A 16,262-nucleotide genomic window follows, 5' to 3' on the forward strand; every position below is an offset into this window, starting at 1 on the left:
GCTCTGCTACTCAAGTTCCCCAAGCTGCCGGCCTTGTTGCCGGCTCAGGCGCAGGTGCTTGGCCTGGCCCACTACCTGCGAGGCATATATGCCCCGGTGGCCCGAAAACAAATAGGCCACCACGCAGGCCAGCCCCAGGTAAATGGCCGCGTTGCTGCCAAATAGCTCCAGCCCCATGAGCGTGCAGGCCAGCGGGGTATTGGCTGCGCCGGCAAACACCCCTACAAAGCCCATGGCCGCCAGCAGCGCCACCGGTAGTGGCAGCACCACGGCCAGCGCGCTGCCCAGCGCTGCCCCAATAAAAAACAATGGCGTGACTTCGCCGCCCTTGAAGCCACAACCCAGCGTGAGGGCTGTGAGGACCAGTTTCCAGGCCCAGTCGGTAGGGGCAAGCGGGTGCTGGAAAGCTTCGATAATAACCGGGATGCCCAGCCCGCCGAAACGCACCGGGCCGGCCAGCCACAGCAGCCCCGCCACCAGCACGCCGCCCACTACCGGCCGCAGCGGAGGGTAATTAATGCGACTGAAAACCTTGCCAATGCCGTGCGTGAGCGTCGCAAAGGCCCGTGCTGCCAGCCCAAACAACGCGCCCGCCAGCAGCGTGCCGCCCAACAACGCCGGAGTAAGGGGCAATTCGCCCAGCGTGGGGTAGTGGGTGTGGCCCACGCCCCAGGCGCGCGTTACCCAGTCGGCCAGCACGGCGGCCAGAAAGCTGGGCAGCACGGCGTCGTACCGAATCGAGCCTAGCAAAAAGACCTCCAGCCCAAACACCGCGCCCGCCAGCGGCGTGCCGAACACCGAGGCAAACCCCGCGCTCATGCCCGCGATGAGCAGCAGGCGCCGGTCGCGCGGGCGCAGGCCCAGCCAGCGGGTAAGCTGGTCGGCCAAAGCTGCGCTCATTTGCACGGCCGTGCCCTCCCGGCCTGCCGACCCGCCAAACAGGTGCGTGACCAGCGTGCCGCCCAGCACCAGCGGCACCATGCGCAGTGGCAGGCGCTGGCTGGGGCGATGAATTTCATCCAGAATGAGGTTGTTGCCGCGCACCACGCGGGTGCCAAAATAGTGGTAGGCCAGCCCGATGAGCAGGCCCGCCACCGGCAGCAGTGCCAAAGCCCAGGGATGGGCTTCGCGCCAGTTCGTAACCCAGTCGAGAGCGACCAGAAAACCCGCTGAAGCGGTACCCGCCATTCCGCCAATTATGCCGCATATCAGCAGCCAACGCAGCAGGAATAACAGGGCCGCCGTAGTGTTGCGGGCCCGCAGACGAGCAAAGGAGAAGGGTGAAGGCACTAGCGCGAAGGATATGATGAGCTGGGCGGCGCGGCCCCTGTGGCTGTGCCGTTTTGTAGGAATCATCAGCGCGGGGCATGGGGCTCCGGCGGTTCGCGGTGGCAATCCATCACCGTATTCTGGTGGCAAATATAAAGGCAGTTGCTTGGCACCGGCATCTATGAATAGGCCAACAAAAAAGCAGCACCGGTTTTGGGTGCTGCTTTTTTATTATAGATAACCCCGGTTTCATGTTTCCATGGTTCATTCCGCTGTGCTTCGAACTGCCGTGGCCCATATGCATGCTCATGCGCAGGGCAATAAAACGCAGGTATACTTTAGTGGGCACAAATTTTGCCATGGCTTGGGAGTTGCGGAGTTCGGCGGCATGATGGGTGTTAATGGGAGTTTACGAAACTCAACCCCCATCCGGCATTTTGTAAACGTGGATTTGTAGACGAGTTTTGTAAACTCGCAGGGCACGGCAGTAGCTTTCGGACCACTTGGTATTGGGCCGCTGTTGGGTTCACCGAAATGTGTGTTACCTCATGGCTACCCTAGAGCCGGCGCGACAGCCACTCCAACACGCGCTCGAACCAGGTGGGTTCTTTATCCATCGCCTCGTAATGCCGCTTGACCGCTTCTCACAGGATTTGGAACACTTCCATGCTCTCACATGCGCCCATTAGGGCATCTTCTCGCTCGTGGAGAACCCCAATAAGGTGACGCGAAGGTTCCACCAGGCATTGCCGCCGGATGCGGCAGGCCGAATCGACGTAGTCGAGCATCAGTGCCCACTCTGCCTGCGTGGCCAGCGCCTGGCCGTGCGGTGTACCATGGCGCATCAACCAATCGGAGGAGAAGTCACAGGCGATGAAGAGAGCGGCTTTCTCGCGGGTAATCATAAACGGCTGGGCTGCGGTGAGATATTGCGCTCTCAATAACTCACTTTCTAGTAGTTCGCGTTAACGGCAGTCTAAAAAATGCCAATATTATTTGCCATGCCTTTGGCGTAGCCGCAACTCGGCGCTGCTTTATTTTTTATGAGGCTGTGTTCACTTCGCTAAGCTTGCCGCGGCAGCACTTGTTGCGGGCTTACCGCTCTGTCCTTCTTAAAATCATGGCAGTGCAAATTATTTGGTGAACCCTTTAAACTCATTCGCCTCGAAATAAGAACGTTGCTAGGTGGGTACATGCTTTCCAGTGCGCGAAGACGGCTTTCCGTTCGCTGTTGGGACACGGTGGCTGGTCGACACTTTTAAAGTAGGCTAGGTTATAGCAGCCTTACCTGATGTTCGGTACTCCGCTGGGCATGAGCTTCGTTTCTACCCTGGAAAATGGAAACTATTGCCTGTACACGTTCGACCTTTGGGGTGTCCGTTCCGCGGGCCCTCCAATACTTGTTCCGTTTCCATGGCATTTGTTCCCTATTCCGCTGCTACTCGGTCTGCTTCGCAGTGGCGGCAGGAAGCTGGTTTGGCTGGGTGCATTGCCTTGGTATATGCGCTGTACTTGTTTTCGACAGAATACCACAACCTCTATTACGACGCCGAAGACTACTGGCAGCTGGGCCACCGGTTTGTGCGCGCCGGCCGGTTTGAGCTGCTGGGCTACGACGATGCCATGCGCGGCTATGCTTACCCGCTGGTGAATTTCCTGTGCCTAGCGGCGCGCAAAGCGCTGGGTTGGCCGGCCGTGACGGTGGTAAAGCTGGTGAATGCTGCCTTCGCCGGCCTGCTCTTTGGCATTGTGGGGCCCCGGCTTTGGCGGGCTACCACGGGCGCCCCGCAGCCGCCGAGCCTGGTGCGCCGGCTGGCGTGGGCGGCGCTCAGTTTTGTGTTCTGGCGCGACTACTTCAACTTTTCCCTGTCTGATTTTCCGGCTGTGCTGGCCCTGGGTGCCGGGCTGTGGCTCGTGCAGCGCCCCCGCCTCGGAGCAGCGCTACTGGCTGGCATGGCCCTGGCACTGGCCCTGAACATCCGGCCTATTTACCTGGCTGCTGCGCTGCCGGTAGTGGCGCTGCTGTGGTTTGGTAGAGCAGAAGGCCCAAGCTGGGCAGCACGGCTGGCGGCGTTAGTACTTGGGGGCGCATTGGTGCTGGCTCCGCAATGGCTTATCAACCAGCGGCATTTTGGTGCGCGCACACCGCTGGTCCTTTCACAGTCGAAAACACTGGGCATCCACAACCTCTACCTGCAAAAGCTGAAATGGGGCCTGCTGCACGAGAAGTACGAGTCGTCGGTGGGGCGTGAATTGCCCACGGGCCAGCTCCTTTTTATTGATAGCGCAGGAGCCACCTTGCTAAAGGCCGAAGGGATCACCGAAATTGAAGCGCCCGGCCAGTACCTCGGGCTCGTGGTGCGGCACCCGATTACGCTGTGCGGCATCTATGCCCGTCACCTGTTTGCCGGCCTCGACATCAGCCACCCCACGCCTTACCTGAAACGCTGGGACCCCTCACGCCCGCAACAGCTGCTCAACTACACGCTATGGTTTTGGGCGGTGCTGGTTGCTTGGGGGCGCCGCCCAACGGCCCGCGAGATGCTGGTGCTGACCGCCTTGCTGCTACCCTGTCTCGCCGTAATTCCAATGAGCATGGAGGTGCGTTTCCTGCTGCCGCTGCACCTGCTGCTGCTGGCGCTAGTAGCCTTTGGCCAGTGGCCAGCCTGGCCCACAACCGGCAGTCGAAAACTCGGACTGCTTCTCGTATTTGGGCTGTACCTGGTGGGCTGTTTTTGGCTATCCAATAGTATAAAGCAGGATGTCGAACCCCGGTTCCGGCCCTATCTGTTGGCCGGGTCAAGATGATTCCGCTAGTTTCACGTGAGTAAGGTAAGCTGGCCGAAGCACAAAAAAGCCGCCCGAATAACTGCGTATCAGCAGTTATTCGGGCGGCTTTTCAACTTGATTAATGCCCCGCAAGGGACTTGCAACCCCTAATACTGGCCAATCGAAAGCAGTACCAGCGTGCAGGCCTCTTCGGTTCGGATGCCGCGCTGTTGGGCCAGGCGTTCCAGCTCGGGGTTCTCGGTGCCGGGGTTGAAGAGAATGCGCTTGGGCTTCAGGCCGAGGATGTAGTCGTACCACTCGGGCTGGTTTTGCGGGCCGATGTACAGGGTTACGGTGTCCACGTCGTCGGCCTGCGGCCGGTCGGTATGAATGGCCATGCCGGCCACTTCACCCTTGCGGATGCCCACCGGTACCACGTCGTGGCCGTGGTTTTTCAGCATGTGCGCCGCCCGAAACGAATAGCGGGCGGGGTTGTCGGATGCCCCCAGCACGAGGGTTTTCTTATTAACAGTTGCCATGGGCAGTAAAAGCAATAAAGGGTAATAAGGGGATATGCCGTGTTTACGCAATTCATGCCCGCTTGGTCACCCGGACGACTCCTTTAGACTTGCGCCGGGCCACGGGCATTGAGCCGGGCCGGAGCTCAGGCGCCCACCGCCAGCACAAAGGCGCGCACAGCCACATCGAAATGCTGCCAACTCATCACGAGGCTCACTCCGACAACTAGCGCCCCACCAGCGCGCGCACGGCTTCGGCGCAACGCTCGCCATCCATCGCCGCCGACACGATGCCGCCTGCATAACCGGCGCCCTCGCCGCACGGAAATAGCCCTGTTACCACCGGGTGCTGCAAGGTATCCTTGTCGCGTGGAATACGAATCGGGGAAGAGGTGCGGCTTTCTACGCCTACAATCTGGGCTGCGTTGGTGGCGTAGCCGGGAATCTTGCGACCAAAATCGCGGAAGCCCTGCCGCAGGCGCTCGGCCAACACCGGGCCCAGTACGTCGTCCATCTGCACGGGTACCAGCCCGGGCTGGTAAGATGTTTCGAGCAGCTGAGTTGAAGGCTTGTTGTTGATAAAATCGCCGAGCAGCTGGGCCGGGGCGCGTTGCGTGCCGCCGGCGGCCTGGCAGGCGAGCTGCTCAATCTGCTGCTGGAAATGAAGCCCGGCCAACGGACCGTACTTGGCCACGTCCATGTCGGTTAGTTCCACCGCCGCCACAATGCCCGAGTTGGCAAAGCGCGAGTCGCGGCGGCTGGGGCTCATGCCATTCACTACTACCTCGCCCGGGGCCGTAGCCGCCGGCACAATGAAACCGCCCGGGCACATGCAAAACGAAAAAACGCCGCGCTGTTCGCCCCGCACCTCCGTTTGATGCACCAGCGAGTAGGAAGCCGCCGGCAGCAGCCCCCGCTCGGCCCGCCGGTACTGGGCCTGGTCGATGAGCGCCTGGGGGTGCTCGACGCGCACGCCCAGGGCAAAGGGCTTGGCTTCGATGAGGACGCCGCGCCGGTGCAGCAGCTCATAAATGTCGCGGGCCGAGTGGCCGGTTGCGAGAATGGTCGCAGCAGCCTCAATGGTTTCGCCGCTAGCCGTGAGCACGCCGCGCAGCTGGTTGCCTTCGAGCAGCAGGTCACTCACGCGGGTCTCGAAGTGAACTTCGCCGCCGGCATCCGTAATGGCTTCGCGCAGGGCCTGCACCACGGCCGGCAATTTATTGGTGCCGATGTGGGGGTGGGCGTCCACCAGAATGTCGGGTGTGGCGCCGTGCTGCACCAGCCGCCGCAGCACGCGGCCCACATCGCCGCGCTTGGTGGCGCGGGTATACAGCTTGCCATCGGAGTAAGTGCCCGCGCCTCCTTCCCCAAAGCAATAGTTCGAATCGGGGTTCACCTGCTGCTCCTTGTTGATGGCGGCGAGGTCGCGGCGCCGGGCGCGCACATCGCGGCCGCGTTCCAGTACAATGGGTTTCAGGCCCAGCTCCAGGCAGCGGAGCGCCGCAAATAATCCCGCTGGGCCAGCTCCAACAATGACAACCCGCGGTGAGGTTTCTTTAACATTTGGATAAACAAACCAAGGCCCAAATAAATCGGCCGGCGCCGGTTTCCGGTAGATGTCAGCCCGTAGGCGAATGAGGGGTTGCCGGCCCCGGGCATCAATGGAGCGGCGACGTAGATGCACATAATCTGCTTCACCCGGCGTAATCTGTGCTTCTTTTAAAATAGCTTCGTAGCGAGCAAACTCATCAAAAGCTACTTCTGGCGAGAGGAGAATCTCGAGTTCTTGTTTTAACATATGTGTAATAGAAAGGTGGCTATCCTTCAGGGCTCAAGCAACGGGCCTAAGTAATTGCAAAGGTACAGCTGCGCCGAATCCTCCTCGTATAGAAGCAGTGTCATTTACACCATCGCCAATCGGCGGGAATCAAAACCTTGCTTAGTTTGGGGCATGAATCCAGTTGCTGCCCCACCTATCATCTCCCGGCTGCGCTCTATTGTAAGCGGGTCCATTGGCAACCTCGTCGAGTGGTACGACTGGTATGCCTACTCGGCTTTTGCCTTGTACTTCGCACCGGTATTTTTTCCCAAAGGAAGCCCCACGGCCCAGCTGCTAAACACCGCCGCCATTTTTGCCGTGGGCTTTTTAATGCGCCCGCTGGGTGCTTGGCTGCTCGGGGCCTACGCCGACCGCCATGGGCGCCGCGCCGCGCTGCTGTTTTCCGTGCGGCTAATGGCGGGCGGCTCGTTGCTGATTGCGGCCGCGCCCGGCTACGCCCAGATTGGCGTAGCCGCCCCGGCACTGCTCTTGATAGCGCGGCTGGTGCAGGGCATTAGTGTGGGTGGCGAATACGGAACGTCGGCTACCTACCTCAGCGAGATGGCCGGGGCCAAACACCGGGGTTTTTGGTCCAGCTTCCAATACCTGACTCTGATGGGCGGGCAGCTGCTGGCACTGCTGGTGCAGCTGGGCTTGCAGCAGGTGCTCACGGCTGGGCAACTCGCCGAATGGGGCTGGCGGGTGCCCTTCGTAATCGGCGCACTGGCGGCATTGGGTGCGCTCTACCTCCGTACCCACATGGGCGAAACAGCCGCCTTCGAGCAGAAGCAGCAGGCCGCTTCGGCCGTGGCCGAAGGCGAAGGCAATGTGCCCTCGTCGGGCCAGATGCGGGAGTTGATGAAACACCCGCGGGCGGTGCTTACGGTAGTGGGCCTCACGCTCGGTGGCACGCTGGCCTTCTACACCTTTACTACTTACGCCCAGAAATTCCTGGTAAACACGGCTGGCTTTAGCAAGGAGTCGGCCACGCTGATTTCGTTTGGCGTAATGGCGGTAGCACTCTTATTCCAGCCACTGCTGGGAGTCATTTCCGATAAGGTAGGCCGCCGGCCGGTGCTGCTCATGTTTGGCATCGGAGCTACGCTGGGTACGGTGCCGCTGCTGCGCCTGCTGGCCCAGACGCACGATGCCTGGACGGCAGCGGGCCTGCTCATCGCCGCGCTGTTCGTGGTGAGCGGCTACACGTCCATCAGCGCGGTGGTGAAGGCCGAGCTGTTCCCTACGGAAATTCGGGCGCTGGGGGTGGGGCTGCCGTTTGCCCTCACGGTGGCTGTTTTCGGCGGTACGGCCGAGTACGTGGCGCTTTTCGCCAAGGACCACGGCGTCGAAGAATGGTTCTATTGGTATGTGACGGGCTGCGCGTTTCTCTCGTTGCTAGTGTATTGGCGAATGGGCGAAACCCGCGGCGAGCACGGGCGCATGGCAGAGTAACCTATCTAACGTAATTATCTTCCAAGTCTTCATATGCGCCAGTAGAACCAATTACAAATGTTTTTTGAAAGCGCAGGCTCAGGGAGTGGTTCGTAAGCTCTGTGATAATGGGAGTACGTTGAAGCTTGGGAATTTGTATTTCATTCCCGTTACGGCTGATTTTATAAGCTCCCAGCGGGCTGTTGTCGTAGGACTTGAAATACTTGAGCGAATCGGTGGTGAGCACCAGATAAAATGCCCCGTATTGCCCAGGAAACTGCTCGCTTTTTGAGAGTAACTGGTTGGTCGCATTGTAATTGTAGGTGACCGTGCTTCGGAATTCCCAACGCCCTTCCAGAACTGGCGCGGGCTCCGCAACGGATTCTTTTTTGCAGGAGCCACACAACAGGGTTAAGCCAGCTATTATGAGCCTGCTGAAATGCGGCATACCGGCGCACGGAATTGAAATGGAGGACTTCATATATTGTCTCAGCATCTAGGGGACTACATAGCTACATTTTCACCCAGCACGCTTTCCACCCAGCCTTTGCCCCAGTCCTCCAGTTCCTGGGCACTCCAGAGTTGCGGATAGAAAATGCGGCGCTGAAACTTGGGAGGCAGGTAATTGCGCCAGTTGGTGCCGCCGGTGGCGGCCACGTCAGTGGGGTTGCGCTGCAGGTAGCGCACCGCCGATTTGAAGTGCATCAGCGGCCAGTTCACGTTCACGCTGATGTCGAGTTGGCGCATCGCACGCACCAAGCGCGGGTGTTGCTGCTCCTCCGGCGACAGGCGCTGCACCACGGCCCACACATTGCGGTCCTGGAAAGCTGCGGCGTGGCGCACGAGGTCGGCGGTGTACTTGCGTTCGAACTCGATGAGGGTAAGAGCTTTTGCGCCGCTGGCTTCGATGGTGGCCCCGGCTTTCCAGTAGATGCAGCCCAGCAGCTGGTCGTAATCGTGGGCCGAAGCCTCACCTAGCGCCTGGCGCTTCACTTTATCGGTGAGGTTTTCGAGGGCCGTGCTCGCAATTTCAATCATGCGGTATTGCACGCTCTGGAAGCCCGAGGCTGGCATAAGCGCCATGCGGAAATCAAGAAACTGCTCCTTGTCCATGCCGTCCACCATCACATCGAACGAGTCAATCAGATTCTCAAAGTAGCGGTTGATGCGCCCCAGGCGCAGTACCACTTCGCCCAGGGTAGGCTCCTTCAAGTCGCCAATCTGTTCGTACTCGCAGAGGCAGAGCTTGAAGTACAGCTCCGAAATCTGGTGGTACATGATGAAAATGCGCTCGTCGGGAATGTTGGTGAGCGGGCGTTGGATGGACAGCAGCGTATCGAGCTCGATGTAGTCCCAGTAGTTGATGTATTTGGCGTGGTACAAGCCTTCGAGGTAGGCGGCCAGGTCCTGGCCATCGGGGGCATAGCGGGCCTGCAGGCGCCGCAACTGTTCAAATACGGCGGGGGAGAATTCGTCCGGGGTGGGAACGGTCGGCATGTGCTAAACAGAAGAGGGGTGGTGGGAGAGGGCATCGGGTGGGACGCGGGCAAATATCGCAAAATTGCGCTACCGGGTGGGGCAACCTTCTGCCGGTGGACTGCATCCTTGGGCGAGTGGCCCAAAAAAATGGGTTGCCCTGCCTTGGCCTTGGCCGCCGGTGCGCGCGGCAGGCCCTACTTTTAGGCCCGAAAAGTCTTTCCCTGCGCCCGTTTATGGCCGAAAAATCCAGCATTTTTGATATGATTGGTCCCGTGATGATTGGGCCCAGCTCGTCGCATACAGCGGGCGTGGTGCGCATTGCCCGCGCATCCATTCGCATTCTGGGGGCATTGCCCACCGAGGCGGTCATCACATTCTACAACTCGTTTGCCCGCACCTATGAGGGCCACGGCTCCGATCGCGCCATTGTGGCTGGCCTGCTAGGCTATGCCCCCGACGACACCCGCATTCGCACTGCCTTTGATTACGCTGAAGCTGGTGGGCTTAAGTACACGTTTCAGAGCGTGGGCAATGCTTCCACCATGCACCCCAACACCATCAAGCTGAACCTGTTGGATGGGGCCACCGGCCGCCGGGTAGAGGTAATTGGCCAGAGCCGGGGCGGCGGCGTGATTCGCATTGTGGAAGTGGACGGCTTTCCGGCCGATTTCTCGGGCAGCCTGCACACCCTCATCATCGATGCCGACGACGTGCCGGGCTCCATTGCCTTTATTGCGTCGGTTATTGCGCATGACCAGTGCAACATTGCCACCATGTTTGTGAGCCGCAAGGGCCGCAACGATGCCGCCCGGCAGTTTATCGAAACGGACAGCCCCATCAAGGAAATAACGCTGGCGTATCTGCGGCAGCTGAGCTGGGTGCACAGCATTACCAACATTGCGACCCTGGACTAGCCGTTGTAATAAACCGGTCGATAAAAACGATATATAGATTGCGCACTACCTGCGCTTCGGTTCGCCTACCTTTTTTGCCCTATGAAACCAAGGAATACCCTGTTTTTGCCGCTTAGCCTGCGGGCTATAGCCGGCGGCCTGGCCCTAAGTGGGTTGGCAGCTGGCCCCGTCGCGGCTCAAACTCCGGCCGCCGCCCCAGCCCCCACCGTGCTGGGTGTGCCCGCTGCCGCCGCGCCCACCGGCCCCTGGACGCTGCAGGCGGCCGTGGATTACGCCCTGGCCCACAACCTGACCGTGCAGGCCAGTGACCTGAATGCCCAGCAGCAGCTGACCAGCGTGCGCCTCAACCGGGCCGCGCTGTTGCCCAGCCTGGGCCTGAGCGGCACGCAGGGCTTCAACTTTGGCACCAACCGCGACCCATTCACCAACCAGTTCCAGCAGTTGAACGTGCGCTCGAACAACTTTGCGCTGCAGGGTCAGGCTACGCTGTTTTCGGGCTTCCAGCTGCGCAATACCATCAAGCAGGGCGTGCTCGAAGCCGAAGCCACCCGCTTCGATGTAGAGAAGGCCCGCAACGACTTGTCGCTGAATGTAGCCTCTTCGTTCCTGCAGCTGTTGCTGGCCCAGGAGCTCATCCGGGCTTCGGAGGCGCGCCTGAGTACCACGCAGGCCCAGGTGTCGCGTAGCGAAAAGCTGCTGAAAGCCGGGGCGGTGGCCGAGGGCAACGTGCTCGACAGCCGCGCCCAGCTGGCCGGCGAGGAGCGCACCCTCGTGACGGCCCAGAACCAGCTGGCGTTGGCCCAGCTCTCGCTCGTGCAGTTATTAAACCTCGACCCGGCCGCGGCCGGCCGTTTCTCGGTAGTCGCCCCCACACTGCCCGACCCGGCCACGTTGGCCCCGGCCTCGGATGCGCTCGACCCGAACGCTACCTTCGAAATGGCCCGCCAGCGCCAGCCCGAAATCAAAGCAGCCGACCTGCGCGTGAACAGCGCCCAGCGGGGCCTGGAAATTGCGCGCGGCAGCTACTACCCGCGCCTGACGGTGGCAGGAGGGGTGCAAACGGGTTTCTCATCGGCGCGCACGCAGTTTTTGCGCACCGTTGGCGAACCAATACCGGTGCCAGTGCTGCAAAACGTCGGTGGCAATTACATGCCATCACCCTACGTGTTGCTGAGCCCTCAGGTCACGTCCGAGGCGCTTCCCTATCGTTTTTTCGACCAACTGGCCGATAACCGGGGCGAGTTCTTACAGTTCAGCCTGAACGTGCCCATTCTGAATGGGCTGCAAACGCGGGTGGGGGTGCAGCGTGCCCAAATAACCGTGCAGCAGGCCACGTTGCGCGCCGAGCAGGTAAAGCTGCAGTTGCGCCAGACCATTCAGCAGAGCTACGCCGATGCGCTCGCGGCCCAGCGCCGCTACGCCGCCAGCTCGCGCCAGGTCGAGGCCCTTAGCCTGGCTTTCCGCAACGCCGAAATCCGCTTCAACAACGGCTTGCTCAACGGCACCGATTTCAACATTGCCCGCAACAACCTCACCGCCGCCCAATCGGACATGATTCAGGCAAAATACGAGTTTTTCTTCCGCTACAAGGTGCTCGACTTTTACCAGGGCAAGCCGCTGACGCTCTAACTAGTTGTTAGTTGCCTGTTGTCAGTTGTTAGGGTTTTCTAACAGGGGCAACGGGCACTGCTTCTGCCTGACAACTGACAACAAACAACTGCCTACAAACATATGAAAAACAACCGTTTACTATTCATTCTCATTGGTCTGGTGGTGTTGCTGCTAGTGGGCTACACCGTCGCAAAAAAGCAAGGCTGGGTGAGCAAGCCCACCGGGGTGGAAGTGTTGGTTTCCAAATCCGGCCCCGCCACCATTGTAGAAAAGGTGAGCGCCTCGGGCAAGGTGCAGCCCGAAACCGAAGTGAAAATATCGCCCGATGTGTCGGGTGAAATCATTGAACTCTATGTGCACGAAGGTGACTCGGTGCGCAAAGGCCAGCTGCTGCTGCGCATCCGGCCCGATAACTACCAGGCGCAGGTGAACGTGCAGAGCGCCCAGGTGGGCACGCAGCGGGCCAATGTGGGCCAGGCCCAGGCCCGGCTTCAGCAGCTCATTGCCTCGGCCAAACAAACCGAGTTGACGTACCGCCGCAATGCCTCGCTGTACAAGCAAAAGGTGATTTCGCAGGCCGACTACGAGGCCAGCCAGGCAGCTTATAATGCCTCGCAGGAGGAAATTAACAGCGCCCGTCAGCAAATCCGCGCTTCGCAAAGCACCGTGAGCGCCGCCTCGGCCTCACTGGAGGAAGCCCGCAAAAACCTCAACAAAACCACGATTTATGCGCCCGTTAGCGGCACAGTGAGCAAGCTCAACGTGAAGAAAGGCGAGCGGGTAGTGGGTACCACCCAAATGGCCGGCACCGAAATCATGCGCATTGCCAACCTCAACAACATGGAGGTGCGCGTGAACGTGAACGAGAACGACGTGAATAACGTGAACCTGGGCGACTCGGTAGAGGTAGAAGTAGACGCGTACACGAGCCGGAATGAAAAATTCAAGGGCCTCGTCACCAACATTGCCAACACGGCCAAGGATGCCCTGACGGCCGAAGCCGTCACCGAGTTTGAAGTGCGCATTCGGCTGCTCCCCGAAAGCTACAAGCACCTGCTGCGCAACGTGCGCGGCAAAACCCTGGTGCCCTTCCGCCCGGGCATGACGGCGTCGGTTGACATCATCACCGAGCGCAAGCCCGGTGCGCTGAGCGTGCCCCTGGCCGCGGTAACCACGCGCTCGGACTCGTCTGCGGCGAAAGAAAGTAAGGGCCCGAACGGCCCCCGCATGGGTGGCCGCGGCAACGGCACTGCCAAAGCCGTGGACGACTCCAAACCGCAGAAAATCGAAATCCAGGAAGTGGTGTTTGTGGTGAAAGATGGCAAGGCGGTGATGACCCCGGTGAAAACCGGCATCAGCGACTTTCAGAATATTGAAATACTGAGCGGAGTGCCCGCCGGGGCTACCGTGGTGAGCGGCCCGTTCCGGGCCGTAGCCAAGACCCTGAAAGACGGCGCACTGGTTGACATCAAGGACCTGAAAACGCTGAACAAAGAAGCGCTGAAAGAAGACCCCGGCGCGGATAAATAAACCGCCAACTAAGCTCCCCGTCGGCCTCCGGCGGGGAGTTTGTCGTTATTTGCGGTCCTACTTCCCACCTAAGCATTGTTGCGTTGGAAAAAATTGCCATGCTCGGCGGCGGCTCCTGGGCCACCGCCCTAACCAAAATTCTGAGCGAGAACGGCGCCCGCGTTGATTGGTGGCTGCGCTCGAAAAACGACGTGCAACACCTGCTGCGCACCCGCCACAACCCGCGCTACCTCTCGGCCGTGCAGTTCGACCTGACCCGCGTGCACCCGACCACCGACCTCGACGAAGCCATTGAAGAAGCCGACTGGCTGGTGCTGGCCGTACCGGCCGCCTACGTGCAGCCCGTGCTCGATAAGCTCGACCGCGGGGCCCTCAAGCACAAGCGCATTGTGTCGGCCATTAAGGGCATGATTCCAAACAAAAACCAGCTTGTGACTGACTACGTGGCCGAGCGGTTTCGGCTGCCGCACACTCGCCTGGGCGTGATTGCCGGCCCTTGCCACGCCGAAGAAGTGGCCCTCGAAAAGCAGAGCTACCTCACCATCGGCTCGCCCGACGCGGCCCTGGCCGAGGATTTCTCGGAGCTGCTGCGCAACCGCTACGTGCGGGCCCATCCGGCCCAGGACCTCGACGGCATCGAATACTGCGCCGTGATGAAGAACATCATCGCCCTCACCGGCGGCATTGCCCACGGCGTAGGCTACGGCGACAACTTTCTGGCTGTGCTGGTGAGCAACGCCGTGCAGGAAATCCGCCGCTTTTTGCAGGCCATTAATCCGCAACCGCGTGACTTGTCGGCTTCGGCCTACCTCGGCGATTTGCTCGTGACGGCCTACTCGCAGTTCTCGCGCAACCGCACGTTCGGCAGCATGGTGGGCCGCGGGTATTCCGTCAAATCAGCGCAACTGGAAATGAATATGGTGGCCGAGGGCTACTTCGCAGTGAAGTCAATCCACGAGCTCAATAAGAAGCTGAAGGTGAACATGCCGATTACCGAGGCAGCCTATAATATCCTGTACGAGCGTATTTCGCCGGCTGTGGAGATGGAGCTGCTGAAGGAGAAGCTGCGCTAATTTGCCTTGAATTAACACTTGACCTACTGAAGCCGCGTGGTAATTCTCCTGGATATTGATGGTGTATTGGTTACAACACCATCATGGCGAAAGGTTGAGTTGCTTGCTGATGGATTCATGAAGTTCAATGAAAAGGCTGCCAGTAACTTAGCGCATATCTTGAAGCAGACAAATGCTTCGATTGTGTTGACTACAACCCACAGAATTACCTATTCAGTTGACGAGTGGATAGTGCTTCTCAAGACGCGAGGTATTCACTCCCCTACGATTTCGAAAATTAACAATGTTGAATCCATAGCTGAGATGGCTGACCGGGCAACCGAAATAAGTATTTGGGTCGCCAAGAAGGGATTCACAGAACGTTTTGTCATAATTGATGATGACCTTTCAATCAATGGTCTGCCACCAGAAATTAAGAAGCGATGTGTGCTGACAAAACCTATGATTGGACTAGATACTGAGGCAACTGAAAATGCTTTAGCCATTCTAATGCACAGTCAGAAGAGTGATAAATAATTAGATTCCTATGAAAGTCGTTGGTTTTACCTTCGTGCGTAACGCCCTCAGATACGATTATCCTGTGCTGGAAAGTATCAACTCGCTGCTGCCGCTGTGCGATGAGGTCGTGGTAGCGGTGGGTAATTCTGATGATGGGACGTTGGGTCTTATTAAGGGCATTGGCTCACCCAAAATCCGCATTATCGAGACCGTGTGGGACGATACCCTGCGGGAGGGCGGCCGGGTGCTGGCCGTGGAAACGGACAAGGCCCTGGCCGCCGTATCAACCGATGCTGACTGGGCGATTTACTTGCAGGCCGACGAGGTGCTGCACGAAGCCGATTATGCGGCCATTCGGGCCGGAATGGAACGGTGGAAGGACGATAAAGCCGTTGAAGGCCTGCTGCTGAACTACCGCCATTTTTACGGTTCCTACGATTACGTAGGCGATTCCTACCGCTGGTACCGGCGCGAAATTCGCATTGTGCGGCCCGGCATCGGCGTGCGCTCGTATCGCGATGCGCAGGGCTTCCGCCGGGCCGATAACCGCAAGCTGCGGGTGAAGCTGCTCGAGGCTACCGTGCACCACTACGGCTGGGTGAAGCCCCCGGCGGCCATGCAGCGCAAGCAGGAAACCTTCAACAAGCTCTGGCATTCGGATGAATGGGTAGCACAGCACGTAGCCCCAGTCGAAGAATTCGACTACAGCCAGGTGGATTCGCTGCAGCGGTTTACCGGCACTCACCCGGCCGCTATGCAGCCCCGCATCGATGCTCAGAACTGGCGCTTCGAGCACGACATCGCCCGCAACCGCTACCGCTTCAAGGACCGGTTCAAGCAGACCCTGGAGCGCCTGACGGGCTACCGCCTGGGCGAGTACCGTAACTACGAGCTGCTTTAAGAACCCAACGCGCTATGCCTGCCTGGTTGCCACTTGCCTTGCTCACGGCCCTGTGCCTGGCTCTGTACAACTTTTTCATCAAGTTGGCTTCGGGCTACCTCGCGCCCGCAGTTGGCGCGGTCGTATTGCAGCTAGTTGCGGCCGCCCTGGGGGCCGCGTGGCTTGTTAGGCTCAAGTTGCAAGGTCAGCCCATATCCCTGAACAGGACTGGACTGGGCCTAGCGGCGTTGGCTGGCCTGGGCGTGGGTCTGGCCGAAATTCTGACCTTCGTGGTCTTTCAGCGGGGCGTGCCATCGTCGGTGGGTACGCCGATTATTGTGGGTGGCTCGGTGCTGTTGACGGCGCTATTGGGCTTGGTGGTGCTGCGCGAAAACCTCAGCCTGGCTCAGGCCGGAGGGCTGCTGTGCATTGTGGTGGGTATTGCGCTGCTGGCGCGCGGCAATTAGTCGG

Annotated in this window: 15 protein-coding genes and 1 riboswitch; of the genes, 9 read left to right on the forward strand and 6 right to left on the reverse strand. The window is 59.7% G+C overall.

Annotated features, from left to right (window positions below; all coding sequences use genetic code 11):
* Positions 1 to 6: 6 nt before the first annotated feature.
* Both ABD837_RS02355 and ABD837_RS02360 read right to left on the reverse strand, forming a co-directional pair.
* Complete coding sequence (locus ABD837_RS02355; RefSeq protein ID WP_345049815.1) at positions 7 to 1,290, reverse strand: voltage-gated chloride channel family protein; 1,284 nt, start codon at positions 1,288 to 1,290, stop codon at positions 7 to 9.
* A 49-nt stretch (positions 1,291 to 1,339) separates the two neighbouring features.
* A riboswitch (Fluoride riboswitch) is annotated at positions 1,340 to 1,413 on the reverse strand.
* A 500-nt stretch (positions 1,414 to 1,913) separates the two neighbouring features.
* Positions 1,914 to 2,174 carry a hypothetical protein gene (locus tag ABD837_RS02360; RefSeq protein WP_345049817.1) on the reverse strand — a complete coding sequence of 87 codons (261 nt, stop codon included), beginning with the start codon at positions 2,172 to 2,174 and terminating at the stop codon, positions 1,914 to 1,916.
* A 508-nt stretch (positions 2,175 to 2,682) separates the two neighbouring features.
* Here ABD837_RS02360 and ABD837_RS02365 point away from each other — a divergent pair.
* Positions 2,683 to 4,077, forward strand: coding sequence for a hypothetical protein (locus ABD837_RS02365; RefSeq protein ID WP_345049819.1), 1,395 nt, complete (start codon positions 2,683 to 2,685; stop codon positions 4,075 to 4,077).
* Between the two features lie 128 nt (positions 4,078 to 4,205).
* Here the strand turns inward: ABD837_RS02365 and ABD837_RS02370 are convergent, their stop codons facing one another.
* Positions 4,206 to 4,577: a CoA-binding protein gene (locus tag ABD837_RS02370; RefSeq protein WP_345049821.1), complete on the reverse strand. Its 372-nt coding sequence runs from the start codon at positions 4,575 to 4,577 to the stop codon at positions 4,206 to 4,208.
* Positions 4,578 to 4,782: 205 nt separating this feature from the next.
* Entirely contained in the window at positions 4,783 to 6,354 is a 1,572-nt protein-coding gene (locus ABD837_RS02375; protein ID WP_345049823.1) for an NAD(P)/FAD-dependent oxidoreductase, read from the reverse strand.
* Between the two features lie 153 nt (positions 6,355 to 6,507).
* On the opposite strand from ABD837_RS02375, the gene ABD837_RS02380 reads away from it, so the two are divergent.
* The gene (locus ABD837_RS02380) at positions 6,508 to 7,827 is read left to right on the forward strand and encodes an MFS transporter (RefSeq protein WP_345049826.1); all 1,320 of its coding nucleotides are present in this window, start codon (positions 6,508 to 6,510) and stop codon (positions 7,825 to 7,827) included.
* A 1-nt stretch (position 7,828) separates the two neighbouring features.
* Here ABD837_RS02380 and ABD837_RS02385 read toward each other — a convergent pair whose 3' ends face one another.
* Both ABD837_RS02385 and ABD837_RS02390 read right to left on the reverse strand, forming a co-directional pair.
* Positions 7,829 to 8,287, reverse strand: coding sequence for a hypothetical protein (locus ABD837_RS02385; protein WP_345049827.1), 459 nt, complete (start codon positions 8,285 to 8,287; stop codon positions 7,829 to 7,831).
* A gap of 23 nt (positions 8,288 to 8,310) precedes the next feature.
* The gene (locus tag ABD837_RS02390) at positions 8,311 to 9,303 is read right to left on the reverse strand and encodes a tryptophan 2,3-dioxygenase family protein (protein ID WP_345049830.1); all 993 of its coding nucleotides are present in this window, start codon (positions 9,301 to 9,303) and stop codon (positions 8,311 to 8,313) included.
* 215 nt (positions 9,304 to 9,518) lie between these two features.
* Here ABD837_RS02390 and sdaAB point away from each other — a divergent pair, with 215 nt between their 5' ends.
* The 7 genes from sdaAB to ABD837_RS02425 all read left to right on the forward strand — a co-directional run bounded on the left by sdaAB (position 9,519) and on the right by ABD837_RS02425 (position 16,258).
* A complete protein-coding gene (gene sdaAB / locus ABD837_RS02395; protein ID WP_345049832.1) occupies positions 9,519 to 10,199 on the forward strand; it encodes an L-serine ammonia-lyase, iron-sulfur-dependent subunit beta in 681 nt (226 codons plus the stop codon).
* Between the two features lie 81 nt (positions 10,200 to 10,280).
* Entirely contained in the window at positions 10,281 to 11,828 is a 1,548-nt protein-coding gene (locus ABD837_RS02400; RefSeq protein WP_345049835.1) for a TolC family protein, read from the forward strand.
* Between the two features lie 102 nt (positions 11,829 to 11,930).
* On the forward strand, positions 11,931 to 13,340 hold the full coding sequence (locus tag ABD837_RS02405) for an efflux RND transporter periplasmic adaptor subunit (RefSeq protein WP_345049837.1): 1,410 nt from the start codon (positions 11,931 to 11,933) through the stop codon (positions 13,338 to 13,340).
* Positions 13,341 to 13,423: 83 nt separating this feature from the next.
* Positions 13,424 to 14,413 (forward strand): NAD(P)H-dependent glycerol-3-phosphate dehydrogenase, encoded by a 990-nt coding sequence (locus ABD837_RS02410; RefSeq protein WP_345049839.1) that lies wholly within the window; start codon positions 13,424 to 13,426, stop codon positions 14,411 to 14,413.
* 36 nt (positions 14,414 to 14,449) lie between these two features.
* Positions 14,450 to 14,929 carry an HAD domain-containing protein gene (locus ABD837_RS02415; protein ID WP_345049841.1) on the forward strand — a complete coding sequence of 160 codons (480 nt, stop codon included), beginning with the start codon at positions 14,450 to 14,452 and terminating at the stop codon, positions 14,927 to 14,929.
* Between the two features lie 10 nt (positions 14,930 to 14,939).
* Complete coding sequence (locus tag ABD837_RS02420) at positions 14,940 to 15,812, forward strand: glycosyltransferase family 2 protein (RefSeq protein ID WP_345049843.1); 873 nt, start codon at positions 14,940 to 14,942, stop codon at positions 15,810 to 15,812.
* 14 nt (positions 15,813 to 15,826) lie between these two features.
* Complete coding sequence (locus tag ABD837_RS02425) at positions 15,827 to 16,258, forward strand: EamA family transporter (RefSeq protein WP_345049845.1); 432 nt, start codon at positions 15,827 to 15,829, stop codon at positions 16,256 to 16,258.
* The last annotated feature ends 4 nt before the right edge of the window (positions 16,259 to 16,262 follow it).

Origin of the sequence: Hymenobacter glaciei (assembly GCF_039539585.1) — a bacterium.
GTDB classification, from domain to species: Bacteria; Bacteroidota; Bacteroidia; order Cytophagales; family Hymenobacteraceae; genus Hymenobacter; species Hymenobacter glaciei.

Bases quoted from the DNA above. Each gene is read 5' to 3' on its own strand.
- ABD837_RS02385 (WP_345049827.1), bottom strand. From the start codon at position 8,287: ATGAAGTCCTCCATTTCAATTCCGTGCGCCGGTATGCCGCATTTCAGC.
- ABD837_RS02375 (WP_345049823.1), bottom strand. From the start codon at position 6,354: ATGTTAAAACAAGAACTCGAGATTCTCCTCTCGCCAGAAGTAGCTTTT.
- ABD837_RS02365 (WP_345049819.1), top strand. From the start codon at position 2,683: ATGGCATTTGTTCCCTATTCCGCTGCTACTCGGTCTGCTTCGCAGTGG.
- ABD837_RS02380 (WP_345049826.1), top strand. From the start codon at position 6,508: ATGAATCCAGTTGCTGCCCCACCTATCATCTCCCGGCTGCGCTCTATT.
- ABD837_RS02420 (WP_345049843.1), top strand. From the start codon at position 14,940: ATGAAAGTCGTTGGTTTTACCTTCGTGCGTAACGCCCTCAGATACGAT.
- ABD837_RS02360 (WP_345049817.1), bottom strand. From the start codon at position 2,174: ATGATTACCCGCGAGAAAGCCGCTCTCTTCATCGCCTGTGACTTCTCC.
- ABD837_RS02405 (WP_345049837.1), top strand. From the start codon at position 11,931: ATGAAAAACAACCGTTTACTATTCATTCTCATTGGTCTGGTGGTGTTG.
- ABD837_RS02425 (WP_345049845.1), top strand. From the start codon at position 15,827: ATGCCTGCCTGGTTGCCACTTGCCTTGCTCACGGCCCTGTGCCTGGCT.
- ABD837_RS02370 (WP_345049821.1), bottom strand. From the start codon at position 4,577: ATGGCAACTGTTAATAAGAAAACCCTCGTGCTGGGGGCATCCGACAAC.
- ABD837_RS02390 (WP_345049830.1), bottom strand. From the start codon at position 9,303: ATGCCGACCGTTCCCACCCCGGACGAATTCTCCCCCGCCGTATTTGAA.
- sdaAB (WP_345049832.1), top strand. From the start codon at position 9,519: ATGGCCGAAAAATCCAGCATTTTTGATATGATTGGTCCCGTGATGATT.
- ABD837_RS02400 (WP_345049835.1), top strand. From the start codon at position 10,281: ATGAAACCAAGGAATACCCTGTTTTTGCCGCTTAGCCTGCGGGCTATA.